This is a genomic window from Clostridium sp. LIBA-8841, from assembly GCF_034439435.1.
GTDB lineage: Bacteria > Bacillota > Clostridia > Clostridiales > Clostridiaceae > Sarcina.
In genome coordinates this window covers 89,890-115,841 of sequence record NZ_JAPCKJ010000005.1, presented here as the reverse complement: position 1 = coordinate 115,841, position 25,952 = coordinate 89,890, and the positions used below count along the sequence as shown (strand labels likewise).

The window sequence follows — 25,952 nt, the reverse complement described above, 5'->3', positions numbered from 1 at the left end:
TTTATTTTTATAAGAGGGAGCGATATTTAATGATTTATGATGTAGCAATTATAGGATCCGGAGTAATAGGTGGAGCAATATTTAGAGAACTAACAAAGTATAATTTAAAAGTTGTAGAATTAGAAAAAGAAAATGACGTTGCTATGGGAGCATCTAAAGCAAATTCAGCAATTGTTCACTCAGGATATGATCCAGAGCCAGGAACATTAATGGCAAAATACAATGTTGAAGGAAATAAGATGTTTGATAAGCTTTGCGAGGACTTATCCGTTCCTTTTAAAAGAAATGGTTCACTAATTATAGGATTTGATGATGATGACCAAAAAGAATTAGAGGTTTTATATAATAGAGGAATTAAAAATGGAGTAGAAGGTATAAGACTTTTAACTTCAAAAGAAGTTTTAGAAATGGAGCCAAACTTAAATAAAGAGGTAAAAAGTGCTTTATTCTGTCAAACAGGAGGAATTGTTGGAGCATATGAATTTACAATAGCTCTTTCAGAAAATGCTATTGATAATGGAGGAGAATTAAGATTAAATTCTAAAGTTGTTAGTATTGAAAAAGATGAAAATTTTAAAATAAAGCTTGAAAATGGAGATGTAGTAGAAGCTAGATTTATAGTAAATGCAGCAGGTATTTATGCTGATAAGATTCATAATATGGTTTGTGAAGAAGCCTTTAAAATAACTCCTAGAAAAGGAGAATATTATGTTTTAGATAAGAGTCAAGGAAGTCTATTTGAAAAGACAATTTTCCAATGTCCAACTAAGCTTGGAAAAGGAGTTTTAGTTACTCCTACAGTTCATGGAAACTTATTAGTAGGACCAGATGCCATTGATACTGATGACAAAGATTCAGTTTCCACAGAGTATGAAGGATTGGCTAAAGTTAGGGAGGTTTCTTTAAAAACAACTAGATCAATTAATTTTAGAGAAAATATAAGAAACTTTGCAGGACTTCGTGCTATAGCTGATAAGCCTGATTTTATAATTGGAGAAGCTAAAGACGTAAAGGGATTCTTTGATGTAGCAGGAATAAAATCACCAGGATTAAGTTCTGCACCAGCTATTGCAGTTGATGTTGTTAGAATGCTAGGAGAATGTGGACTAGCTTTAGAAAAGAAGGATAACTTTAATGAGAAGAGAGAGCAAGTACATTTTATAGAACTTTCTCCAGAAGAAAAAGCAAATTTAATTAAAGAAGATAGTAGATACGGAAGAATAATTTGTAGATGTGAAAACATAACAGAAGGAGAAATTGTTGATAGTATAAATAGAACTTTAGGAGCAAGGACTATTGATGGAGTTAAGAGAAGATGTCGTCCAGGTTGTGGTAGATGTCAAGGTGGTTTCTGTGGACCTAGAGTTCAAGAAATAATATCTCGTGAAACTGGTATGAAGATAAATGAAGTAACTTTAGATAAAAATGGTTCATACATAATAAGTGGAAAAACAAAGTAGGAGGATTAAGGTTATGAAATATGATTTAGTAGTTGTAGGTGGAGGTCCAGCAGGATTAGCAGCAGCTTATGAAGCTTATGAAAATGGAATAGAAAAAATATTAATTATAGAAAGAGATAAAGAACTAGGTGGAATCTTAAATCAATGTATTCATAACGGATTTGGTCTTCATACCTTTAAAGAAGAACTTACAGGACCTGAATATGCTGGAAGATTTATTGATATGGTAGAAGGAACTAACATAGAGGTTATGTTAGATACAATGGTTTTAGAAATTGAAGATAAAGTAATACATGCTATAAATACTGAAAAAGGATATTTAACAATAGAAGCGGAAGCTATAGTACTTGCTATGGGATGTCGTGAAAGAACAAGAGGCGCAATAAGTATCCCAGGAGACAGACCATCAGGAATATTTACTGCAGGAGCGGCTCAAAGATTCATAAACATGGAAGGATATATGGTTGGTAAGAAGGTTGTTATTTTAGGGTCAGGAGACATTGGTCTTATAATGGCTAGAAGAATGACTCTTGAAGGCGCTGAAGTTAAGGCTGTTGTTGAACTTATGCCTTATTCAAATGGTTTAACTAGAAATATTGTTCAATGTTTAGAGGACTATGATATTCCATTATATCTATCTCATACAGTTGTTGATGTTAAAGGAAATGGAAGATTAGAAAAAGTAATTATAGCTAAGGTTAATGAAAATAGAGAACCTATAAAAGGAACAGAAATAGAGTTTGATGTTGATACATTATTATTATCTGTTGGGTTAATTCCAGAAAATGAGCTTTCAAAAAATGCAGGAGTTCAATTAGATTTTAGAACTAATGGACTTGTGGTTTCAGAAAGTATGGAAACAAATAGAGAGGGAATATTTGCTTGTGGTAATGTAGTTCATGTTCATGACCTAGTTGATTTTGTTACTGAGGAAGCAAAAAATGCAGGTAAGAATGCTGCAAAATATATTAAAGGTAAAAAGAGATTAAATAACTTTGTTGAAATAAAAAATGGAGAAAATATAAGTTATACAGTTCCTCAAAAATTTGAAATTGAATCTTTAGATGGAAACTTGAATGTGTTTATGAGAGTTAGAAATGTATTTAAGAATAAACAGATTATAGTTAGAGATGAAGAAGGAAATGTTCTTCAAAGCTTTAAAAAACCTCATGTTGTACCTGCAGAAATGGAGAGAATTACAATACTTAAAGATAAACTTAAAGATGCTAAGGGATCAATAACAATTTCATTAGAGGATGGTGAATAATCATGGTAAGAGAATTAATTTGTATAGTATGTCCTAGAGGATGTCATTTAACAGTAGATACAGATTTAGAAAAAGTTACAGGAAATACATGCAAAAGAGGAGAAATTTATGGATTAAATGAGGTTAAAAATCCAACAAGAATAGTAACCTCAACTGTTAAAATAGATGGCTGTGACAATATGGTTATACCAGTTAAAACAGAGGAACCTATTCCAAAGGGAATGATATTTGATGTTATGAAAGAGATTAATAAGGCTTCTATTAATCTTCCTATTAAAGTTGGAGATGTTATCATAGAGGATGTTTTAGGAACTGGTGTTAGTATAGTTTCTGCAAAAACAGTTTCATAGAAAATAAATGCTTTAATAAGGTTATGTTTTAGGTAAATTTTTATATTTAGTTAAAACATAGCCTTTTAAATAATTATATAGAGACAAAAGAAGAAAGGTATCTGAATTTCAGATACCTTTCCCTTTTAATACATCTAATATTATATGTACATTATTAGGATAGAAAATGCACTCCTAATTAGTGCATAGCTTAAAACAGATAGTTAAATACTAAAGATATTTATAACTATTTAATGAGTGTATGCTATTTTTGTAAAGCACCTCATAGTAATAATATATTTTAATATTTAATTATTACTTAAATTTTAAATATAAATTTTTGAGTGTATGCCATTTTGTAAGCACCTCTTTTTTTATAAGTAAAAGGTTAAGTTTTTAATCTTTTCTTGCTACACTATTATATTAACCAGTATTATTTTTAATATGCATTTAATTTAAAATTTTTTTAGAATACTTGGAATATGAAGAATTTTAAGTAGTATGACTCATCTGAGTTCCAAAGTATAGGATGATCTGAACTTTGAGTTCTAACTTCTATTTGTCTTAAAGTTCTTCTAGCATCATGAGCAGCCTCAGCAACAGTTCTCTTTAATTGTTCTTCATCCATATAATGAGAGCAAGAGCATGTTGCGAAGTAGCCACCTTCTTTAACCATCTTTATTCCTCTAAGGTTTATTTCTTTATATCCTCTAATAGCTTGCTTAACAGTGTTTCTTGACTTTGTAAAAGCTGGTGGATCTAATATTACAACATCAAATTGTTTTCCTTCTCTTGACCAATCACCTAAAACATCAAAAGCATTGTGTTTTTCGAATTTAACAACATCTTGAAGATTATTAAGCTCAGCATTTCTTGTAGCACAATCAACGGCGTGTTGAGATACATCTATTCCTAAAACTGACTTAGCACCGGCTATACCAGCATTTAAAGCAAATGAACCAGTATGAGTGAAGCAATCTAAAACATCCATGTCTTTACATATTCTATGCATTGCAGCTCTATTTTCTTTTTGATCTAGGAAGAAACCGGTCTTTTGACCATTTTCTAAATCAACTATGTATTTAACACCATTTTCAACTATTTGTATATCAGTATCAAATGGCTCAGTTAAGAAGCCTTTTCTTTGCTCTAAACCTTCTATTTCCCTAGTTTTTATATCACTTCTTTCATAAACACCCTTAGCACCGTATTCATCAACTAGGATTTTTACTATTAAATCTCTATATTTATCCATTCCAAGAGTTGATATTTGAATTACGTAATAATCTTCAAATTTATCAACTGTTAAACCAGGAAGGAAATCAGCTTCTCCAAAGATAAATCTACATGAAGATGTGTCTATAACTCTCTTTCTGTATTCCCAAGCAGTTTTAAATCTTCTTTTGAAGAAGTCTTCATCTATTTCTTCATCTATATTCTTAGTCATTAATCTTATAGTTATTTTACTTCTATCATTTATGTAACCTTTTCCTAGGAAATAACCTTTATGATTATAAACTTCAACTATATCTCCGTTTTCGTAATCTCCGTCATATTCGTTTATTTCATCAATGTAAATCCAAGGTCTACCTTGTTCAGCTTTTTTATTTTTCCCTTTGTGTAAATAAAACTTACTCGCCATTTAAATAGCTCCTTCCAAAATAATTCTTATAAGATTATAACACATATTAAGTCTTTCAATAGGTTAAAAATATATTTAAAGAGTAGGAAATAAATATGAAGTTTAACCATGGTTATTTCTGTTTTATTTTTAAAAAATTTTTTAAAGATATATTCAGCTAAAAAACAATACTTTTAGAATAAAGATTAAATACTGAATATATATTTTTAATAAGAGTAATTTTAAGGATTGAATAAAATTGATAAAAGCTATCGTTATTCCAACACCTAAAAGATTAAGAAAATACATAAGAGAGTCTGATTTTAAAAAGAAGGCAAAGACCTTTGCAACCCCAGAGAGAGCTATGATATATGGGACTATAGGAACTGGTATAACAGTAATATCTTTAAGTGATGTGCCGGCTAAACCTTTTGTCATAGGAAGCTTAATATACCATGGTATTGCCTATGAAATTTTAGAAAGATGGTATGATGAATATGGTAATGATGAGGAAATCAGAAAGATGATGATGAGCAATAAAGATTATTGGAATAATTTTTATATGAGGTTTTAGACTTTATTTTTACTTGAGAAAGAAAAAACTAGAATTTATTAAAAAAAATATATATAATTATTATAGACTTTATAGCTAGGGGTGCCATTTGGCTGAGAGATAACATTTTGTTATTAACCCTTAAACCTGATCTGGGTAATACCAGCGTAGGAAAGCCAGTAGAAAGTTTTATAATAGTATTTTATATATTTAGAGTATTATGACTTTTTATAAATTAAGCTGCATCCTACAATGGATGCAGCTTTTATTTTTTATTTAGCTATGTTTTAAGTAAATATTGATTTTTAGCTAGACTTTCAAAACTAAAATAATTTAGTAAAGTATTACTCATTAAGATGACTTACAGTTCTACCTAAAAATTAATAATGGTTTAAAGTAGAGTTTTTATTTAAAAAGTTTAAGATTTATATGCTTTTATGAAACTTTTAGGTAATCCTTATTTGGGCTATTAAGTTTAATCATAAGATTAAAGGAGATGTCAAATATGAGATTTACAGAAAAATTATTAAAAGAGGCTATGCCGATATGGGACAAGTATTTAGAACACCCATTTATAAAAGAAATTGGAGAAGGAACTCTTGATAAGAATAAATTCAAAGAGTATTTAGTTCAAGATTACCTTTATTTAAAAGAATATGCTAAGATTTTTTGTATTGGTGTAGTTAAGGCCAGAACTATGGAAGAAATGAGATTTTTCTATAGTTCTACAAAAGGAACAATGGAAGATGAAACAGCAGTCCATATAGAATACTTAAAAGATTTTGGAATATCAGAAATAGAGGCTGAAAAAAGAGAATATAAAGGCACTACTATAAGTTATACAAGCTATATGCAAGCTATAGCTTTAAAAGGTGACTTAGATGAGATAGCTATAGCAACATTACCATGCACTTGGAGTTATAGCTATATAGGAAGATATATTGCTGAGAAATATGCTGATAAACTAGAAAAAAACTTTTTTAAACCGTGGATTGAAGAGTATGCTTCAGATGGATTTGCTGAGTTTACTGATAGATGGTTAGAATATGTGGATAAAACTTGTTCAGATTTATCAGAGGAAAAACAAAATAGACTGATAGAGATATTTAAAAGGGCAAGTTTATATGAACTTGACTTTTGGAATATGGCATATGAAGAAGGTGAAGAGTAATGGATGTTTATTTAGTAGCCTTAATAGAATTTGTATTATTAGCTTTATATATTTTAGATTTAAGAAAGCATAAAATAACAACAAAAGAAATTGTTATGATTGGATTAAATGTAGCAATTTCCTACGTGCTTTATATTATTCCGTTAGTTAGATATCCACAAGGTGGAGGAATAACTTTCTTTTCAATGCTACCAATAATGCTTCTTTCCTTAGTGTATGGAAGAACTGTTGGTGTTACAGGAGGATTAATCTTTGGTCTTCTAAAAACATTAAATGGAGCATTTATTGTTCATCCAGTACAGTTTTTTCTTGATTACATACTAGCTAATATGGCATTAGGATTAGCAGGAACATTTGGAATAGATAAAAAGTATAAAATATTCTTAGGATCATTTATGGCAGGCGCTTTAAGTACATTTATAAGTGTCGTTTCAGGGGTAGTTTTCTTTGGCCAATATGCGCCTCCAGGTATGAATTTATGGATTTATTCAATAATTTATAATGTAAGTAGTGCAGGAGTTGAAAGTTTTCTGACTACCATAGTATTAACTTTAATGCCAATACAATTGTTAGCTAGGAGAATGAAACCTTTGTCTAATAGAATTTAGAAAGCAAATATGCTTTATAAAGATTTTGAAAGAGTAGTAGAATTAATTTTGTGAGGATTTAGGAGACTTGATAAGGAAAATTTCAAGTTAAAATATAACAAGTTAGAAAATTAATATAGAATAATTTAAATTAGTATAGGGTTGTATCAAAGCTTAAAATAAAATTTATAAAGAGTATTAAGAGAATAGCTATGAATTCTTAATGAAATCCAGTAATTCTCATAATATGTTTATAAGTTTTATTTTAAGTTATTTTTGATACAATCCTTATTTTACTTTTGGAAGAACTTTAACTTTATATTATAATGAGAATAAGATTTGTTTTGAAAAGGATGGATAACTGATGAATTTAATAACTCTTGAAAATATAAGTAAGAGCTATTCAGAGAAAATTTTAGCTAATAATATATCATTAGGAATAAATGATGGTGAGAAGATTGGGCTTATAGGAGTTAACGGAACAGGAAAATCTTCTTTCTTAAAGATAGTGGCAGGAGTAGAAGAGCCTGATGAAGGGACAATAACAAAAGGTAATAGAGTAAGGATAGAATACCTTTCTCAGACACCAGATTATGATGATAATGCTACTGTTTTAGAGCAAGTTTTCAAAGGTAACTCAGAAGAAATGAGAATTCTAAGAGATTATGAAGAACTTTTAGAAAAGATAAATAAAGGCGAAAATAGCGATATAGATTCAGAAAAGATAATAAAACTTCAAGGAAAAATAGATGCTTTAAATCTTTGGGATATGGAAAGTGAAGCAAAAAATGTTTTAACTAAGCTTGGAATAACTAATTTTGAAGAAAAGGTAGGAAATCTTTCTGGAGGACAGAAGAAGAGAATAATGCTTGCAGCTGCATTAATAACTCCTAGTGAACTATTAATATTAGATGAGCCTACTAACCACTTAGATAACGAGACTATAAGTTGGTTAGAAGATTACTTAAATGGTAGAAAAGGTGCTCTTTTAATGATTACTCATGATAGATATTTCCTAGATAGAGTAACTAATAGAATATTAGAATTAGATAGAGGTAGATTATTTAGCTATGATGGAAACTATTCTGTTTTCTTAGAAAAGAAGATGGAGAGAATAGCTATAGAAAAGGCAAGTGAGGAAAAAAGACAAAACCTTATGAGAAAAGAACTAGCTTGGGTAAGAAGAGGTGCAAAGGCTAGAACTACTAAACAAAAAGCTAGACTTCAAAGATTTGATGAATTAGTAAATCAAGAAGGTTTTATTGAAAATGAAAATATAGAAATCTCTGTTATGGGAACTAGATTAGGTAAGAAAATAATAGAAATAGAACATTTAAATAAAAGCTTTGGAGATAAAAAGATTGTTGATGATTTTAACTACATAGTCTTAAGAAGTGATAGAATAGGTATTGTAGGACCTAATGGAGCTGGAAAATCAACACTTATGGGTATGATAGAAGGAAAGATAGCACCAGATAATGGTGAAATAATAAAAGGTGAAACTGTAAAAATAGCTTGTTTCTCACAAGAGGATACACATATGCATCCAGAAATGAGAGCCATAGATTACATAAAGGAAGCAGGAGAGTATTTACAGACTGCTACAGGTGAAAGAATAACAGCATCACAAATGTGTGAAAAATTCTTATTTGATGGTACACTTCAATGGACAATGATAGGAATGTTATCAGGTGGGGAGAGAAGAAGACTTCATCTTTTAAGAGTTTTAATGGAAGCTCCAAATGTTCTTTTACTAGATGAGCCTACAAATGACTTAGATATTGAAACTTTAAATAGACTAGAAGACTATCTAGATGATTTTGGTGGAGTTGTTATTACTGTATCACATGATAGATATTTCTTAGATAGAATTTGTAACAAGATATTCTCTTATGAAGGAGATGGAAAAATAGATATCTATACTGGTAACTATGGGGATTATCTTCTAAGTAAAGAGATAGAAGCTGTTGAAAGTAAAGAAAAAGAAGTAGCTGTGGATAAAAATAAAAAAGAGTCATCTGTGGATAAAAATAAAAACAAAAATAAAGTATTAAAATTCTCATTTAAAGAGCAAAGGGAATTTGAAACTATAGATGAAGATATAATGGCTATTGAAGAAAAAATAGAGGAATTAGATTCTTTAATGGCAAAACATGCATCAGAATACGGTAAACTTCAAGAATTAATGGAAGATAAAGCAAAAACTGAGGAGGAGTTAGCTCAGAAGTATGAGAGATGGGAATATCTTAATGAGTTAGCTGCACAAATAGAGGAAAACAAGAAGAATAAATAGTTCATTATTTAGGTGAATAAATTAAATTTATATAAATTTGTAGAATTTCTAAAGATTCGATTATATACTAAACTAAAGTGAGAATATACTTAATACTAATATATTGAGTTTGAGGAACAAGAGTTGGTAAAAAGGGGAGCGCTTATGCAAAAGTATTGTAAAAATCCAAATAATATAAATGTTTTAGTAGATCATGAAAGTGGAAGAGGGTTTAAAGTTACTTTTCCTATTAATGAAGAGGGTGAAAGTAATATATTAGTTATTACTAGAGCTCCAAAATCACATAACATTGAGGATCTAAAAAAAGAATTAAATAAGGCTATAAAATATTTAATGAACAATGAGGATGAACTTGGAATAATAAAAGAAATAAATTTCGTATTCCTATTTCCTGTTATTGAATACAGCAAAGATGTTTTAGAAGAAGTTTATAATACCAAAGGCGAGCTATTCCTATGCGGAAATGATGGGTTTATTGAGAATGGAGAGTACTTAAAAAATGATTTAATCATATTTGAAAGTTTAATAAATAGTACTCATATAATCTTTGCTTGGGGAGAGCCAACGTCTAAAGATATTAGAAGAGTATATGAAAATAGATTACATTATCTTTTAAAAGGATTTAAAGTGGTTAAGAATAATTGCTTTGATGTAAAGAAATTTTATTTTGTAGGAGCACTTACAAATCAAGGATATCCTAGACATTATAATGGTTGGACAAAAAACTTACCATTAAACGAATTTGAAATTTAAAAAAGTACGAGCAGTAGTGATGATACTCCTATTGCTCGTACTTTTTTGCTTTTTTAATTAAAGCTAATTCTTATATAAAGCTAAAATATTATTTAAAAGTTAATAGTTATGGGCAAGTTAAAATAAAAAAAAGAGTACCTTTCGGTACTCTTTTTAGGGAGATACAAAATTAAAACAGTAAATAAGTTTTGCTTAAAAGAATTATTGGTTGTCTTCAATTAATTCTTCAATTTTGTCTCTACATCTACAACCTCTACAAGAACCTTTTGTTGCACCAGTTACCTCAGCTACTGCTTCAACTGTGTGTGCACCATTTTTGATAGCTTCTTTTATCTTTGCTCTTGAGATTGCTCTGCAGATACAAACTTTAGTCATTTTATCAATTACTTGTTGATTTAAATTATTGTTATCAGTCATACTATTTTTCCTCCTAATACATCAAAGTAAAACAGCACGATTAACAAAAGGGAATGGAATGTATTTGATGATTTAATTATAAGTTAGTTGATAAGAAAAGTCAACATTAAATAATAAAAATTATTAATTAATTTTATTTATTAAATATATAAGTTGATACTTATAATTATTAGGTTGTACCAAAATAGATTTTTTATTAAGAAATAAATTAAATAAATAATCAAAGCTTTCAAATATATGGATTTGTTTCGTTGACTTTTTAAAAGTGCTATTATATAATTTTTTTAAAGACTGTGAACAGGGCAAGTACTTATATAAAACCTTATTCAGAGAGTAGTTGGTTGGTGCGAGACTATAAGGATATCTAAGGAAAATCACCTGGGAGTTGGAGACTGAAAGGAATAGATTCTGATTAAGTTATCCCGTATATCCACGTTACAGGATGCGAGCATTGTAAGTGCTTTTAATTACCTATCGTAAACACGTAAACTTTTAATATTTATAATTGAATTATATAGATAGGTTTGAACTTTAGGTGGTATAGCGAATATAACTTCGTCCTTTTAGGATGGAGTTTTTTTATTTTTCACTAAGTTTTGTCTAGATAAGCAATTATAAGTAAATAATTTAAATATTAAATAAGAGAAGGAAAGGAGTTTCAATATGTACAAAAAAGTTGAATTACCTAAAGGTTTTGTAGGCGTAGAAAAAGAAGTTGCAAACCTTTGGAAAGAAAAAAATGTAATACAAAAAAACTTCGATATGAACCAAGATGGTGAATACTTTACATTCTATGATGGTCCTCCAACAGCTAATGGTAAGCCACACGTAGGTCACGTATTAACAAGAGTTATGAAGGATATAATCCCAAGATACAAAGTTATGAAGGGTTATAAAGTTATAAGAAAAGCAGGTTGGGATACTCATGGGCTTCCAGTTGAGCTTGAAATAGAGAAGAAGTTAGGAATATCAGGTAAACCTCAAATAGAGGATTACGGTGTTGAAAAATTCGTAACTGAATGTAAAGATAGTGTTTTCACATATGTTAGCATGTGGGAAAAAATGACTGAGCAAATAGGTTATTGGGTAGATATGGAGAATCCATATGTTACTTACCATAATCCATACATAGAATCAGTATGGTGGGCTTTAAAGCAAATGTGGGATAAAAAACTTTTATATAAAGGTTATAAAACAATGCCTTACTGTCCAAGATGTGGAACAAGTTTATCATCACATGAGGTTTCACAAGGATACAAGGATGTTAAAGACTTAACTGCTATAGCTAAGTTTAAAGTTAAAGGAGAAGATAACAAATACTTCTTAGCTTGGACAACAACTCCTTGGACTTTACCTTCAAACGTTGCTTTATGTATAAATAAAGCTTATGACTATGTAGAAGCTAAGCAAGTTGAAGGAGATGAAATATTCATCTTAGCTAAAGATTTAGCACCTAAGGTTTTAGGAGAAGGATTTGAAATAGTTAGAGAATTCAAAGGTGAAGAATTATTAGGAATGGAATATGAGCAATTATTACCATTCGTAACTCCAACTGAAGGAAAAGCTTTCGTAGTTGTTCACGGTGACTACGTAACTTTATCAGATGGTACCGGTATAGTTCATATAGCTCCTGCGTATGGTGAAGATGATAACTTAATAGGAAAGCAAAATGGATTAGCATTCTTAAACTTAGTTGACTTAAGTGGTAACTTTGTAGAAGAAGTAACTCCTTGGGCTGGAAAATTCGTTAAGAAATGTGACCAACAAATCGTTGATTACTTAAAAGAAGAAAATAAATTATTTAAAGCTGAAAAGCATACTCACTCATATCCACATTGTTGGAGATGTGACACTCCACTTCTTTACTATCCAAAAGATAGCTGGTTTGTTGCAATGACAACTTTAAGAGATAAACTTTTAGCTAATAATGAAAAAATAAACTGGTACCCAGATAACATCAAGAACGGAAGATTTGGTAAGTTCTTAGAGAATGTTATAGACTGGGGTATCTCAAGAGATAGATACTGGGGAACTCCACTTCCAATATGGGAATGTGAGTGTGGACACAGAGAATGTATAGGAAGTATAGAAGAACTAAAAACTAAAGGAATAAATGTTCCAGAAGATATAGAACTTCATAAGCCATACATTGATAAAGTTCACTTAAATTGTCCTCATTGTAATAAGGAGATGAAGAGAACTGCTGAGGTTATTGACTGTTGGTTCGATTCAGGATCAATGCCATTTGCACAACTTCATTATCCATTTGAGAACAAAGAGTTATTTGATCAAAACTACCCAGCTCAATTCATATCAGAAGCTGTTGACCAAACAAGAGGATGGTTCTACACAATGTTAGCAATATCAACTGCTATATTTGATAGAAATCCATTTGAAAACTGTATAGTTTTAGGTCACGTTCTTGATAAGAAGGGCTTAAAAATGTCAAAATCTAAGGGTAACGTAGTTGATCCATTTGAAGTACTTGATTCACAAGGTGCTGATGCTACAAGATGGCATTTCTACACTGCTAGTGCTCCATGGTTACCAACTAGATTCTCAATAGAAGACGTTGCTGAAACTCAAAGAAAATTCTTAAGTACATTATGGAATGTTTACTCATTCTATGTTTTATATGCAGAGTTAGACAAATTCAATCCATTAGAGTATAAAGATTTCGTATCAGATAACGTGATGGATAAATGGATAATGTCAAAACTTAATACTTTAGTTAAAGATGTAGATGATCACTTAAATAACTACAGAATAACTCAAGCTGCTTTAGAAATAGAAGAGTTCACAGATGAGTTATCAAACTGGTATGTAAGAAGAAACAGAGCAAGATACTGGTCAGAAGAATTAACTGATGACAAGATTGGTGCATACACTACTTTATACAGAGTATTAGTAACTTTATGTAAGGTTGCTGCTCCATTTGTACCATTCATAACAGAAGAAATCTACCAAAACTTAGTAGTTAACTTAGATGAAAATGCTCTAGAAAGTATTCACTTAGGAGCATGGCCAGAAGTTGATGAAAAGGCTATAGATAAGAAGTTAGAAGAAAAAATGGATTTAGCTTACAAGATAGTTAAGCTTGGAAGAAGTGCAAGAAATGCTGCTAACATCAAGAATAGACAGCCACTTTCAAAGATGCTTCTTTCAACTACAGAGCTTCCTGAATATTATGGAGACATAATTAAAGATGAGTTAAACATCAAGGAAGTTGAGTTAGGAGCTGACCTTTCTAAGTATGTTAACTTCGAAATCAAACCTAACCTACCTGTTTTAGGAAGAGCTTATGGTAAGTTAATACCAGCTATAAGAAAAGAAATAGCTTCAAGAGACCAAATGGAATTAGCTCAAAAAATCCAAAATGGCGGAACAGAAGTTATAAATATAGATGGAAATGAAATAGAATTAAATGCAGAAAGCTTACTTGTAACAATGCAAGGATTAGAGGGATTCGCATTTGCTGGAGAAGGTTCAGTAGGGGTTGTTTTAGATACAACTATAACTGATGAACTAAGAGAAGAAGGTCATGTAAGAGAAATAATATCAAAAATCCAAAACATGAGAAAAGAAAGTGGATTTGAGGTTGCTGATAAAATAACTCTTTATGTTGGTGACAATGATATGCTTTTAGATGTAATCAAGAAGTTTGAAGATGTTATAAAGAAAGAAACTTTAACTGAAGAAGTTATTTATAATGGAGAAGCTGATTACTCAGAGGCTAAGATAAATGGTGAAATCTTAAAGATGGCTGTTGCAAAAAGAGCATAGTAAATAAAAAAAGAGAGCAATTAAATTGCTCTCTTTTTTATTTGGCTATGTTTTAGCTAAAAATCAACATTAATTTAAAACATAGCCTTTTATTTAAATTATTTAGTGTAAAGTTCTTTAGGACCTTCATTAACTAATTTTGAAAAACCACCCATCATATTATAAAGTTCGGTAAATCCATTATCTTCTAATATTTCACAAGCTTGCATACTTCTAGAACCTCTTCTACAGTACACTAGTATTGGTGAATCTTCATATCCATCAAGTTCGTCTAAAGAGAATAATAATCTACCTAAAGGAATAAGCTTTGCATTTTTTATAAACCCATCTTCCTTATATTCCTCTTCAGTTCTCACATCTAAAATTAATAATTCTTTATTCTCATTCATTAATTTTATAGAATCTTTTATATCTATGTCTTTATACATTAAAGTTTCCTCCTAGTAATTATCTTTTAGTGATTATAAATTTTAAAAAGTATGGTTAACATATCAATAAGTAATAATATATTTGATTATACAACATAATTTAATTATTGTAGAAAAATTATAGTATCTAATAATTTTTACATTGAATTAATACTTGAAGTTTATTACAATTATTAATAAGAAAACGTTTTTCGACTAAAAAAGTTAAGAGGAATTTAAGCAAATTACACAAATATACACAAATTCCTTGTATAAATGTAAAGTTATCATTATAATATTGAAGTACTAAGATAATAGATAGGAATAAGTTAGAGTATAGGAGTTGAGTTAGATGGCTGCTTCAATTAAAGACGTTGCTAGAGAAGCCGGAGTATCAATAGCAACAGTTTCAAGAGTATTAAATGACATAGACGTTGTAAACGAAGAGACTAAGAAAAAAGTTTTAGAAGCTATAAAAAAATTAGGATATAGACCTAATATAGTTGCAAGAAGTTTAAAAACACATAGAACAAGAACAGTAGGTATATTAGTACCAGATATATCAAATCAAATATATCCTGAAATAGTTAGAGGTGCTGAGGATGTAGCTAACATATATAAATATAATGTTATGTTATGTAATTCAGACTTAGATTTAGAAAAAGAAAAGGAATACTTAAGAGTTCTTAAGGAAAAAATGGTTGATGGTGTTCTTTACATGAGTTCATCATTAGGAGAAGAAACTTTAAATTTAATAAATGAATTAGATTTAAAAACAGTTTTAGTTGAGAACGATGAACAAAATGGTAAGTTTCCAAGTGTAACTATAGACAATGAAAAAGCTACATATGAAGCTACTAAGCATTTAATTGATAAAGACATGAAAAATATAGCTTTCATAGGTGTTGAAGGCGATTTAAACAATGCTTGGGGTAAAAGATTCAAAGGATATAAGGCTGCAATAGAGGATGCTGGAATAGAATTCAAAGAGGAATTAACTTACTTTAAAAACTTAAAAGTTAAGACTGGATATGATGCTATTGTAGCAATGCTTGAAAACAATCAAAATATAGATGGAGTAATTTGTGCTTCTGATGAAATAGCTATGGGTGCTATAAACGCTTTAAGAGATAAAGGAATAAAAGTTCCTGAAGAAGTTAGTGTTATAGGATTTAATGATATAGATTTAGCACACGTATTCTATCCAAAGTTAACTACTGTATCACAACCTATGTATGATATGGGATCAATAGCTATGAGAATGTTAATAAAAATAATAAACAATAAACCATTAGACCAAGATCACTTTGTATTAGATCATGATTTAATAGAAAGAGATAGTTGTAAGTAATTAATGCATAAAAAATGCATAATCATTAGGTAACATAAGATTAAGTTATGTTACCTTTTTTTATACAAAAATTTAATTTGGTAGGGGAGAAATTTATATGAGAAATAAAAGAAACGTGATAATATTATTTCTAATCGTTTTCTCGTTAGTAGGAATATATTTTGGAAAAAACTATATTGAGAAAAAGAAACAAACAAGCGATTCAGAAATTAATGTAATTAGTAACCTAGAAGATGCAAAAGTCGGAGTGCCAACTATAATAATGTTTAAAACTGATACTTGTCCTTATTGTGTTGAAATGCAAAAGGAGTTAAGTAATGTAGCAAAAGATAGAAAAGGAGCTTTCAATATTTATTATGCTAGATTAGAGGAAGATAAGAATATGGATTTAGCTTATAAATATGGAGCTAATGTAGTTCCAACTACAGTGTTTTTAGATAAAGATGGAAAAGAGTTCTACACTCATCAAGGGCTTATGAGAGCTAGTAGTATAGAGACTATTCTAAATTCTTTGGGGGTTAAATAGAATTATGGAGTTTTTATCATATTTTAATAGTGTGATTTCAGATAATATTTTTTTAGCCTTAATACTATCATTTTTTGCAGGTATTGTGGCTTCCTTTAGCCCATGTACTCTTTCTTCTATTCCACTTCTAATAGGTTATGTCCAAGGTAGTGGAGTAAAAGATAATAAGAAGGCATTTAAATATTCCATAATATTTTCAATTGGCTTAGGATTAACTTTCACGTTAATAGGAGTATTTACAGCTGTAATAGGAAAAGCTTTTTTAGGAGCGGGAAAGTTTTGGTATATAGTATTAGCTTTTATTATGATAGCAGCTGGCTTACAAGTTCTTGATGTAATAAATTTATTTGGAGATAAAAAAGATTCTTGTAAAATACCTAAAAAAAGAGAGGGAATTTTAGATGCATTTTTCTTAGGAATATTAAGTGGAGTATTGGCTTCCCCTTGTGCAACACCTATAATGGCGGCAATAATAGCTTTTATAGCAGCTAGTGGTAACTTAGCCTTAGGAATATTAATGCTTCTTATGTATTCATTAGGACATAGCGTTTTAATAATACTTGCAGGAACATCCTTTGGGTTTGTTGAAAAAATAGCTTATTCAGAAAAGGGGAAAAAAACAGGAAAGATATTAAAAAATATTTTAGGTGTAATAATAATATTGGTAGGTTTTTACCTATTCTACTTAGGGGTATAAGGAATATGTAAATCAAATATACAGAAAGTGTTAAATTAAAATGAACACAAACAAAAAGAATATTAATTTTGATATGATTAATATTAATTATTTAATGAGATTTTTGTTTGGAGGATTATTATGGAACAAAATATGAATAAAAAATCATCAGTTGGACAATTTTTAAAATCTGTATTTAACATATTTATTAAAAACTTAGTAGATATAGCAATGATATCAGTACTTTTTGCAATTCCTGCTCTTATAGGAAGAGGAAATACCATATTTTCTGTAATAAGTATTTTTAGCTTAGGATTTTCGTCCATAGCTATAATAAAATTAGCTAATAATTTTATTAATGGGAAAAAGATATCTTGGATTGAGACTATAAAATCATCATTTAAAAATCCTATATTTCCTTTAGGGGTGTTTATGATACAAAACTTTGCGATTTCTTTAGGATCAAGTATATTTGCACCAGCAGGAATAATATTATCAATATTTTTTATAATAGCTATGCAATGTTCTATATTTGAAAATATAAATGTTATAGAGAGTATAAAAAAGAGTTTTTCATTAGTTAAAAATAATTTTTTAGATATTCTTTTAAAGCAATTTTTATTAGTAATTTTAATTAACCTTGCTACAACAATGTTTGCAATGTTTTTAAATCAAAGCCAAGCATCAATAATTATATTTTCATTAGTATTAAACATAGCTACAGCTCTTAGTTTAATATCAGGAAATTTAATATACAAAGAATTAGCTATATAAAGTTTAAAGGCTATATAAAAATCTGACTTATAAATCTATAAATATTTAGAGTTTGTAGATTAAAATAGTTAGGTTTTATATATAGCTTTTTTTATTTAAAAAATTTTACTGACGAAAAATTTTAAATTAATGTATAATAGATTGGTTAACATATATTTAAGAAATATGGATTAAAGGAGGAGAGGCTTATGAAAGATCAAAAATTACTAGGGGAAGAATCAGAAATTAAGCTTTTGATTAAGTATTCAGTACCGGCTATTATAGGTATGCTTGTAAATGCACTTTATAATATTGTTGATAGAATGTTTATTGGACACATACCTGGTGTTGGTCCTATGGCTATTACTGGTGTTGGAATAACAATGCCAATTATGTCTATACTACTTGGTTTTGGAATGCTTATAGGGATAGGTGCTACTGCAAACATCTCTATAAAATTTGGACAAAATAATAGAAAAGATGCAGAGAAAATATTAGGAAACTCTGTAGTTTTAATAACAATAATATCTTTAGTTTTAACTATTGTTGGAATTGCTTTTGCAAATAGTATTTTACATTTATTTGGAGCAAGTGATGCTACAATTTTTTATGCAAAAGAATATATAAATGTAATTCTTTTAGGAACTATATTTAATTTAATGTCATTCTCTTTATATAGTACAATTAGAGCTGATGGTAATCCTAAAATGTCAGCGGCGGTAATGGTACTTGGATGTGTTATAAATGTAATTTTAGATGCAGTATTTATATTTGTATTTAACTTAGGAATAAAAGGAGCTGCTTGGGCTACTGTAATTTCTCAAATAGTTACTACATTAATAATGCTTTACTACTATACATTAGGAGGATCAAATTTAAAATTAAAATTTGAAACTCTTAAATTAGACTGGAGATTAGTTAAGATAATTTTAGCTATAGGTGTAGCACCATTTTCAATGCAGATGGCTGCAAGTGTAGTTCAAGTAATAGCTAACAATGCATTAAAGACTTATGGTGGAGATTTAGCTATAGGAGCTATGGCTGCAATTTCTTCAATATCAATGATATTCTTAATGCCTATATTCGGTATTAACCAAGGCTCACAGCCTATAATTGGATATAATTATGGAGCTAAAAAGTATGATAGAGCTCAAAAAACAGTGAAGTTAGCAATTATTGCAGCTACAATAATACTTGTTTTAGGAGGAATCTTCATTCAAACATTCCCAGAGATTGCAATAAGTATGTTTAATGCGGATCCTAAACTATTAGAAATAGGAGTTCCAGGTTTAAGAATTTACTTATTCATGATGCCTATAATAGGAATATCTATAATTGGATCTAATTACTTCCAATCTATAGGTAAAGCTAAATTAGCTACATTCTTAAGTTTATTAAGACAAGTTATACTTTTAATTCCTTTAACTTTAATATTACCTAAAATTGCAGGTTTAGGATTAATAGGAGTTTGGTTAGCTGGTCCAGTATCAGACTTCTTATCAACAATAATAACTGGAATGTTTATAGTTAAAGAATTCAAAAGAGAAGATGTTATAGAAGACGCCGAAGAAGCGATTTAAAAAAAGCTGAGTTTAGATTTTCTAAACTCAGCTTTTTTATTTATATAATACCTTCATCTTTTAATAAATCTTCCAGTTTTCTTACTTTTTCTGTTAGAGTAACGAATTTTTGTTTTATATCATCCTTTGATAAATCAGTTGAATCTAGTTGGATTTCTAGCTCTTCAACAGTTTTTAAAACTTCATCTATATCTTGTTGAGCTAATTCTAAATTTTTTTCGTTCATATAAAAATTCTCCTTTGAAGTAAATTCGTTCTTTGTAGTTTTATGGTAACACTACTATTCTAACTATGCAAGGCATATATTATACAGAAATTACTTATGATTCAGGAGGAGAGATGATTAATTATATATGGTTTGCAATTATAGCCTTAGGATTGATTTTTAGCATAATGACAGGCCAGGGAGAGTTGATTACAAAAGGCTTAACAGAATCTTCAGATGGTGCTGTAAAGTTTATAATTTCATTAGTTGGTATCATGTGTTTTTGGTGTGGTGTTATGAAAATAGCAGAAAAAAGTGGATTAACATCTAAGGTGGCAAAGTTACTAAATCCTATACTAAGAAAACTGTTTAAGGAAAGTTCTCATAGTGATGAAGCTATGGGTGCTATAGTTATGAATTTAACAGCCAATATGTTTGGATTATCCAATGCAGCAACTCCACTTGGTATAAAGGCAATGACAGAATTAAACAAGATTAATAAAGAAACTGATGGCAAGGCATCAAATGATATGGCATTATTTTTAGTTATAAATGCAGCCTGTATTCAATTAGTACCTTCTACGGTTATTTCTATAAGAGCGGCGGCAGGATCAAGTGAGCCTGCAAGTATAATAATTCCAGCAATAATATGTACTTTTACTGCCTGCTGTGTAGGTATTATATGCTGTAAAATACTACAACGATATTTTTAGGAGGGATAGTTTTGTTTACGAGTAACATAATTCCAATAATATTTCTTTTAATAATAGTATATGGAATGTTTAAAGGAAGAAAAGTTTATGAGTGGTTTTTAGAAGGTGCGAAAGAAGGATTAATGGTTTGTTTTAAGATTTTTCCGGCTTTATTAGCTATGATGATCGCTATAAGAATATTTAAGGATGCTAATTTACTTAATTTATTAAATAATCTTATGGAGCCGATTGTTTCGTTAATCGGATTACCTAAAGAAGTTGTTCCTTTAGTGTTAATTAAACCCTTATCAGGAAGTGGAGCTTTAGGAGTATATACCGAATTAATAAATACATTGGGACCAGATACAAGAGCTGGATTAATTTCCTCTGTAATAATGGGAGGAACTGAAACTATATTCTATACTATAACAGTTTATTTTGGAGCTGTTGGAATAAAAAAAATAAGACATACTTATTGGGCCGCTTTAATGGCTGATATAACAGCTATAATAATGGCTGTATTAATTGTAAGTATGTTTTTTGGATTTTAGTTGAATAAAATAATTAAAATTTAGCAACATAATATTAGAATATAAAAAAACAAAAGATAATTTAATTTAAATATGAAAATACTACAGAAATAATCCAAAATATTACAGAAATCGTTTAACTAAAATTTAAATGTTTAAAGTTGATAAAAAAATCACAAAATAGTTAAAAAAATAACGAATTTTTGTCGATAAAATGTAAGAAATGTAAAAAAAAGTCTGGATTTTAGATTTGAAAGGTGATATTATAATCTCGTAAGGTTGGAAAAAAACTTTACAAGGAAGTATGAAAAGCTTACAAATGAAAAAAAATACAAAATTGAATGAAAAAATATCACTAAATGGAATATTATTAAAGTTAAAAACTTAACTAAAACGCTTTTAATTAATTTTTACATATATTATGAAAAACAGAAACTAATCTATAATGAGGTGGGTATCATGAAAGTAACAAATGTAGATGAATTAATGCTTAGATTAGAGAAAGTAAGAGCAGCTCAAAAAGAGTTCGCAAAATTCTCTCAAGAGCAAGTAGACGAAATCTTTAGACAAGCAGCTGTAGCAGCTAACAATGAAAGAATAAGATTAGCTAAAATGGCAGTTGAAGAATCAGGAATGGGAATCGTTGAAGATAAGGTTATAAAAAACCATTTCGCAGCAGAATACATATATAACAAATATAAAGATGATAAAACTTGTGGAGTTATATCAAAAGATGAATCATTTGGTATCACTAAAGTGGCTGAGCCAATAGGGGTTGTAGCGGCAATCGTTCCTACTACAAACCCAACATCAACAGCAATATTCAAATCTTTAATATCATTAAAGACTAGAAACGCTGTATTTTTCTCACCACATCCAAGATCTAAAAATTCAACAATAGCAGCAGCTAAGGTTGTTTTAGACGCAGCAGTTAAAGCTGGAGCTCCAAAAGACATAATCGGATGGATAGATGAACCATCAGTTGAGATGTCACAAATATTAATGTCAGAAGCTGACATCATATTAGCTACTGGTGGTCCAGGAATGGTTAAGGCAGCTTACTCATCAGGAAAACCAGCTATCGGAGTTGGAGCAGGTAATACACCAGCAATCATCGATGAAACAGCTCACTTAAAAATGGCTGTAAACTCAATCTTATTATCAAAAACTTTCGATAACGGAGTTATCTGTGCATCAGAGCAAACAGTATTAGTTGTTGATAAAGTTTATGATGAAGTAAGAAAAGAGTTCGCTGATAGAGGAGCTTATTTCTTAAAAGATAAAGAAATAGATAAAGTAAGAAAAACAATTTTAATAAATGGTAACTTAAATGCTAATATAGTTGGTCAATCAGCATGGAAAATAGCTGACATGGCTGGTGTTAAAGTTCCAAAAGATACTAAAGTTTTAATAGGTGAAGTTGAATCAGTTGAATTAGAAGAGGCATTCTCACATGAAAAATTATCACCAGTATTAGGAATGTACAGAGTTGCTAACTTTGAAGAAGCTTTAGTTAAAGCTGAAAGATTAGTTGAACTTGGTGGATTTGGTCATACTTCAGTTTTATACACTGATCAAATGAAATCAAAAGATAGAATTGAAAAATTCGGTGCAACTATGAAAACTGGTAGAACAATAATCAACATGCCATCAACTCAAGGAGCCATCGGAGATATATATAACTTTAAGCTAGCACCATCATTAACTTTAGGTTGCGGATCATGGGGTGGAAACTCAGTTTCAGAAAACGTTGGTCCTAAACACTTATTAAACATTAAGAGTGTAGCTGAAAGGAGAGAAAATATGCTTTGGTTCAGAGTTCCAGAAAAAGTTTACTTTAAATATGGTGCTTTAGGAGTTGCTCTTAAAGACTTAAAAGATTTAAAGAAAAAGAAAGCATTTATCGTAACAGACAACGTACTAGCTAGCCTAGGATATGTTGATAAAATAACAAATGTTTTAGAAGAAATAGGTATAGATTTCAGAGTATTCTCAGAAGTTACTCCAGACCCAACTTTAGCTTGTGCTAGAAAAGGTGCTGAAGCAATGAAGAGCTACCAACCAGATGTAATCATATCTCTTGGTGGAGGATCACCAATGGATGCTGCTAAGATCATGTGGGTATTATATGAGCATCCAGAAGTTGCTTTCGAAGATTTAGCAATGAGATTCATGGATATTAGAAAGAGAGTTTACCCATTCCCAACTATGGGTGAAAAAGCTACTATGGTAGCTATCCCAACATCAGCTGGTACTGGTTCAGAAGTAACTCCATTCGCAGTTATAACTGACGAGGAAGCAGGAGTAAAATATCCATTAGCTGACTACGAATTAACTCCAGATATGGCTATAATAGATGCTGAGCTTATGATGAACATGCCAAAAGGCTTAACAGCTGCATCAGGTATCGACGCATTAACTCATGCTTTAGAAGCTTACGTTTCAGTTTTAGCATCAGAATACACTAACGGATTAGCTTTAGAAGCTATAAGATTAATATTCAAATACTTACCTCAAGCATACAATGAGGGAACTACAAACATAAAAGCAAGAGAAAAAATGGCTCATGCTTCAACAATGGCTGGTATGGCATTCGCTAACGCATTCTTAGGAGTATGTCACTCAATGGCACACAAATTAGGATCAGAACACCATATAGCTCACGGAGTTGCTAACGGAATCTTAATAGACCAAGTAATAAGATTCAACGCTGTTGACAACCCAAGAAAACAAGCTGCATTCCCACAATACAAATATCCAAATGCTAAATGGAGATATGCAGTAATAGCTGACTACTTAGGATTAGGTGGAAAGAACGAAGAAGAAAAAGTTAATAACTTAATCAAAGCTATAGATGAACTTAAGAAGAAAGTTGGAATCCCTGCAACAATAGCTGATTGCGGAGTTTCAAAAGAAGCATTCTACGCTACATTAGAAAAAATGAGCGAAGATGCATTCGACGATCAATGTACAGGTGCTAACCCAAGATACCCATTAATCAGTGAAATTAAGCAAATGTACATCAATGCTTTCGAAGGTAAAAAAGATAGAGTTTAATAGCTTTGAAGTAAGATAATAATAAGTACTCACTAGTTGATCTAGTGAGTATTTTTTTATTTGTTTAAGTAAAAAATAAGAAACTGTATAATTTATTGTAAGATTTTAAATCTTATATATGATAAAATTTAATAAATAGGAATTGGAGGGATTAAAATGAAAAACTTAGTCTTTACTAGAAATAGAGAGAATTTATTGAAAAAACTAGATGACAATTCAATATTAGTTTTATTTGCAGGAGAAGCAAAAAGAAAAACAGCAGATGAATATTTCCCATTTACTCCTAACAGAAACTTTTACTACTTAACAGGAGTAGATGAAGAGAAGCATATATTAATGATTAAAAAAATAGACGGAATATTTGAAGAGATTCTTTATATATTAAAGCCTAATTTAGAGCAAGAGAGATGGACTGGAAAGACTATAAGAGACTATGAGGCTAAGGAAATCTCAGGTATAGAAAATGTAAAATTCTTAGAAGATTTTGAAAATGATTTAAATATGATTTTTACTAATGGAATTGCAGAAACTTTTTATTTAGATTTAGAAAGAGCTTCATTTGATGAAGAAATAAGTAAAAGTCAAAGATTTGCAAAGAATATTAGAGAAAAATATCCTCAAGTAATAATAAAGGATGCTTATAGTGATATAGCTGCTTTAAGACAAATTAAATGTAAAGAGGAAGTAGAAGAAATAAAAAAAGCTGCAGATATAACAGCAAAAGGTGTAGAACTTTTAATGAAAGAATGTAAACCCGGAATGAAAGAATATGAGGTAGAAGCATATTTTGATTTCTATTTAAAACAACATGGAGTTAAGGACTATGCTTTTAAAACAATAGCAGCTGCTGGAGTAAATGCGGCTACTTTACACTATGTAGATAATAATAGTGAGATAAAAGATGGAGATTTAATTCTATTTGATTTAGGTGCTCAAGTAAATTATTATAATGGAGATATTTCTAGAACATTCCCTGCTAATGGTAAGTTTACAAAGAGACAAAAAGAAGTTTATGAAGAAGTTTTAAAAGTGAACGAAGAAATAATAAATTCTATTAGACCTGGAATAGGATTTTTTGAAATAAACAATAAGGCAAATGATCTTTTAGCAGAGGCTTGTGTTAGATTAGGTCTTATAGAAGATAAAAAAGATTATAGAAAATATTATTTCCATTCAATAGGTCATAGTTTAGGACTTGACACACATGATGTTGGTAAGAGAAATATAATACTTGAAGAAGGTATGGTTTATACTGTAGAGCCAGGTCTATACATAGAAGAAGAAGGTATAGGCATAAGAATAGAAGATGATGTTCTGGTAACTAAAGATGGCTGTGAAGTTCTAACAAAAGATTGTATTAAATCTGTAGAAGATATAGAAAATTTTATGAGTAATAGATAATTTAGAATTAATATTACTTTAAGAATAATAAGCTTTAATTTTGAAGAAATTAAGAGTAGAATTAAATAAAACTTTTATAGAGAAAACTATGGTTTAGGAGATGATTTCATGATTAATGAGTTAAAAAAAGTTATGTTAGCTGGAGTTGGAACAGCTGCTACTGCTTATGAAAAAGCAGATTGTTTTATAGCAGATATGGTTTCAAAAGGAAAGATGACTGTTGAAGATGGAAAAGTTTTATCTGAAGAGTTAAAAAGAAATTTCCAAGAAAAAACTACAGAAGCGACTAACGAAATAACATGTAAATTAGAAAAAATGAAGCCTTTCACAAAAGATAACTTTAAAGCTATGTTTGATGAAGCTAATAAAGGTACTTTAGAAGAAATAAATAAATTGAGAGAAAGAGTAGCCGTGCTAGAAGCTAAAATGAAAGATGAAGAAATTTAGGCTATAAAATAAAAGAATAAAACTCTATAAAGTATTTAGAGGATTAGGAGTAAAGACGTTTATAGCTATAGCAAAATAGCTTAAATGAAAATA

The 25,952-nt window shown here is 29.7% G+C and carries 23 protein-coding genes, 1 riboswitch and 1 other annotated feature; of the genes, 19 read left to right on the top strand and 4 right to left on the bottom strand.

The window, feature by feature from the left end:
• The first annotated feature begins 29 nt into the window (after positions 1-29).
• The 3 genes from OIF33_RS13570 to OIF33_RS13560 are packed head-to-tail and all read left to right on the top strand — an operon-like array spanning position 30 to position 3,077.
• Positions 30-1,460, top strand: a complete 1,431-nt coding sequence (locus OIF33_RS13570; protein WP_322504799.1) for an NAD(P)/FAD-dependent oxidoreductase — start codon at positions 30-32, stop codon at positions 1,458-1,460.
• Positions 1,461-1,473: 13 nt separating this feature from the next.
• On the top strand, positions 1,474-2,727 hold the full coding sequence (locus OIF33_RS13565) for an FAD-dependent oxidoreductase (protein ID WP_322504798.1): 1,254 nt from the start codon (positions 1,474-1,476) through the stop codon (positions 2,725-2,727).
• Positions 2,728-2,729: 2 nt separating this feature from the next.
• Positions 2,730-3,077, top strand: a complete 348-nt coding sequence (locus OIF33_RS13560; RefSeq protein ID WP_322504797.1) for a DUF1667 domain-containing protein — start codon at positions 2,730-2,732, stop codon at positions 3,075-3,077.
• 445 nt (positions 3,078-3,522) lie between these two features.
• Here the strand turns inward: OIF33_RS13560 and OIF33_RS13555 are convergent, their stop codons facing one another.
• Positions 3,523-4,698, bottom strand: a complete 1,176-nt coding sequence (locus OIF33_RS13555) for a class I SAM-dependent rRNA methyltransferase (RefSeq protein WP_322504796.1) — start codon at positions 4,696-4,698, stop codon at positions 3,523-3,525.
• Positions 4,699-4,936: 238 nt separating this feature from the next.
• Between OIF33_RS13555 and OIF33_RS13550 the strand changes: the two genes are divergently transcribed.
• The 5 genes from OIF33_RS13550 to OIF33_RS13530 all read left to right on the top strand — a co-directional run bounded on the left by OIF33_RS13550 (position 4,937) and on the right by OIF33_RS13530 (position 10,034).
• Positions 4,937-5,251 carry a hypothetical protein gene (locus OIF33_RS13550; RefSeq protein WP_322504795.1) on the top strand — a complete coding sequence of 105 codons (315 nt, stop codon included), beginning with the start codon at positions 4,937-4,939 and terminating at the stop codon, positions 5,249-5,251.
• A gap of 67 nt (positions 5,252-5,318) precedes the next feature.
• Positions 5,319-5,421: riboswitch (TPP riboswitch) on the top strand.
• Positions 5,422-5,735: 314 nt separating this feature from the next.
• Complete coding sequence (gene tenA, locus OIF33_RS13545) at positions 5,736-6,401, top strand: thiaminase II (protein WP_322504794.1); 666 nt, start codon at positions 5,736-5,738, stop codon at positions 6,399-6,401.
• Positions 6,401-7,009, top strand: coding sequence for an energy-coupled thiamine transporter ThiT (gene thiT / locus OIF33_RS13540; RefSeq protein WP_322504793.1), 609 nt, complete (start codon positions 6,401-6,403; stop codon positions 7,007-7,009). The genes tenA and thiT overlap by 1 nt, the downstream gene beginning before the upstream one ends.
• A gap of 343 nt (positions 7,010-7,352) precedes the next feature.
• On the top strand, positions 7,353-9,281 hold the full coding sequence (locus OIF33_RS13535; RefSeq protein WP_322504792.1) for an ABC-F family ATP-binding cassette domain-containing protein: 1,929 nt from the start codon (positions 7,353-7,355) through the stop codon (positions 9,279-9,281).
• Positions 9,282-9,425: 144 nt separating this feature from the next.
• Entirely contained in the window at positions 9,426-10,034 is a 609-nt protein-coding gene (locus OIF33_RS13530; RefSeq protein ID WP_322504791.1) for a DUF1643 domain-containing protein, read from the top strand.
• Positions 10,035-10,235: 201 nt separating this feature from the next.
• On the opposite strand, the gene OIF33_RS13525 is transcribed toward OIF33_RS13530, so the two are convergent.
• A complete protein-coding gene (locus OIF33_RS13525) occupies positions 10,236-10,451 on the bottom strand; it encodes a (2Fe-2S)-binding protein (protein WP_322504790.1) in 216 nt (71 codons plus the stop codon).
• A 284-nt stretch (positions 10,452-10,735) separates the two neighbouring features.
• Positions 10,736-11,017 (top strand) — a binding site (T-box leader).
• A 97-nt stretch (positions 11,018-11,114) separates the two neighbouring features.
• Here OIF33_RS13525 and ileS point away from each other — a divergent pair.
• Positions 11,115-14,234, top strand: a complete 3,120-nt coding sequence (gene ileS / locus OIF33_RS13520; protein WP_322504789.1) for an isoleucine--tRNA ligase — start codon at positions 11,115-11,117, stop codon at positions 14,232-14,234.
• Between the two features lie 98 nt (positions 14,235-14,332).
• Here the strand turns inward: ileS and OIF33_RS13515 are convergent, their stop codons facing one another.
• Positions 14,333-14,662: a rhodanese-like domain-containing protein gene (locus tag OIF33_RS13515; RefSeq protein ID WP_322504788.1), complete on the bottom strand. Its 330-nt coding sequence runs from the start codon at positions 14,660-14,662 to the stop codon at positions 14,333-14,335.
• Positions 14,663-14,993: 331 nt separating this feature from the next.
• Between OIF33_RS13515 and OIF33_RS13510 the strand changes: the two genes are divergently transcribed.
• From OIF33_RS13510 to OIF33_RS13490, 5 genes are all read left to right on the top strand, one after another.
• A complete protein-coding gene (locus OIF33_RS13510; RefSeq protein WP_322504787.1) occupies positions 14,994-15,992 on the top strand; it encodes a LacI family DNA-binding transcriptional regulator in 999 nt (332 codons plus the stop codon).
• A 97-nt stretch (positions 15,993-16,089) separates the two neighbouring features.
• Complete coding sequence (locus tag OIF33_RS13505) at positions 16,090-16,518, top strand: thioredoxin family protein (RefSeq protein ID WP_322504786.1); 429 nt, start codon at positions 16,090-16,092, stop codon at positions 16,516-16,518.
• 4 nt (positions 16,519-16,522) lie between these two features.
• Entirely contained in the window at positions 16,523-17,215 is a 693-nt protein-coding gene (locus OIF33_RS13500; RefSeq protein ID WP_322504785.1) for a cytochrome c biogenesis CcdA family protein, read from the top strand.
• A gap of 120 nt (positions 17,216-17,335) precedes the next feature.
• Positions 17,336-17,968 carry a hypothetical protein gene (locus OIF33_RS13495; RefSeq protein ID WP_322504784.1) on the top strand — a complete coding sequence of 211 codons (633 nt, stop codon included), beginning with the start codon at positions 17,336-17,338 and terminating at the stop codon, positions 17,966-17,968.
• Positions 17,969-18,156: 188 nt separating this feature from the next.
• A complete protein-coding gene (locus OIF33_RS13490) occupies positions 18,157-19,527 on the top strand; it encodes an MATE family efflux transporter (protein WP_322504783.1) in 1,371 nt (456 codons plus the stop codon).
• A gap of 40 nt (positions 19,528-19,567) precedes the next feature.
• Here OIF33_RS13490 and OIF33_RS13485 read toward each other — a convergent pair whose 3' ends face one another.
• Positions 19,568-19,753, bottom strand: coding sequence for a hypothetical protein (locus tag OIF33_RS13485; RefSeq protein ID WP_322504782.1), 186 nt, complete (start codon positions 19,751-19,753; stop codon positions 19,568-19,570).
• A gap of 113 nt (positions 19,754-19,866) precedes the next feature.
• Here OIF33_RS13485 and OIF33_RS13480 point away from each other — a divergent pair, with 113 nt between their 5' ends.
• The 5 genes from OIF33_RS13480 (at position 19,867) to OIF33_RS13460 (ending at position 25,859) form a co-directional block, all read left to right on the top strand.
• The gene (locus tag OIF33_RS13480; protein WP_322504781.1) at positions 19,867-20,445 is read left to right on the top strand and encodes a nucleoside recognition domain-containing protein; all 579 of its coding nucleotides are present in this window, start codon (positions 19,867-19,869) and stop codon (positions 20,443-20,445) included.
• A gap of 11 nt (positions 20,446-20,456) precedes the next feature.
• Positions 20,457-20,975: a spore maturation protein gene (locus tag OIF33_RS13475; protein ID WP_322504780.1), complete on the top strand. Its 519-nt coding sequence runs from the start codon at positions 20,457-20,459 to the stop codon at positions 20,973-20,975.
• Between the two features lie 438 nt (positions 20,976-21,413).
• Positions 21,414-24,011 (top strand): bifunctional acetaldehyde-CoA/alcohol dehydrogenase, encoded by a 2,598-nt coding sequence (gene adhE, locus OIF33_RS13470; protein ID WP_322504779.1) that lies wholly within the window; start codon positions 21,414-21,416, stop codon positions 24,009-24,011.
• A 156-nt stretch (positions 24,012-24,167) separates the two neighbouring features.
• Positions 24,168-25,412 carry an aminopeptidase P family protein gene (locus OIF33_RS13465; RefSeq protein ID WP_322504778.1) on the top strand — a complete coding sequence of 415 codons (1,245 nt, stop codon included), beginning with the start codon at positions 24,168-24,170 and terminating at the stop codon, positions 25,410-25,412.
• A 108-nt stretch (positions 25,413-25,520) separates the two neighbouring features.
• Positions 25,521-25,859: a hypothetical protein gene (locus tag OIF33_RS13460; RefSeq protein ID WP_322504777.1), complete on the top strand. Its 339-nt coding sequence runs from the start codon at positions 25,521-25,523 to the stop codon at positions 25,857-25,859.
• The last annotated feature ends 93 nt before the right edge of the window (positions 25,860-25,952 follow it).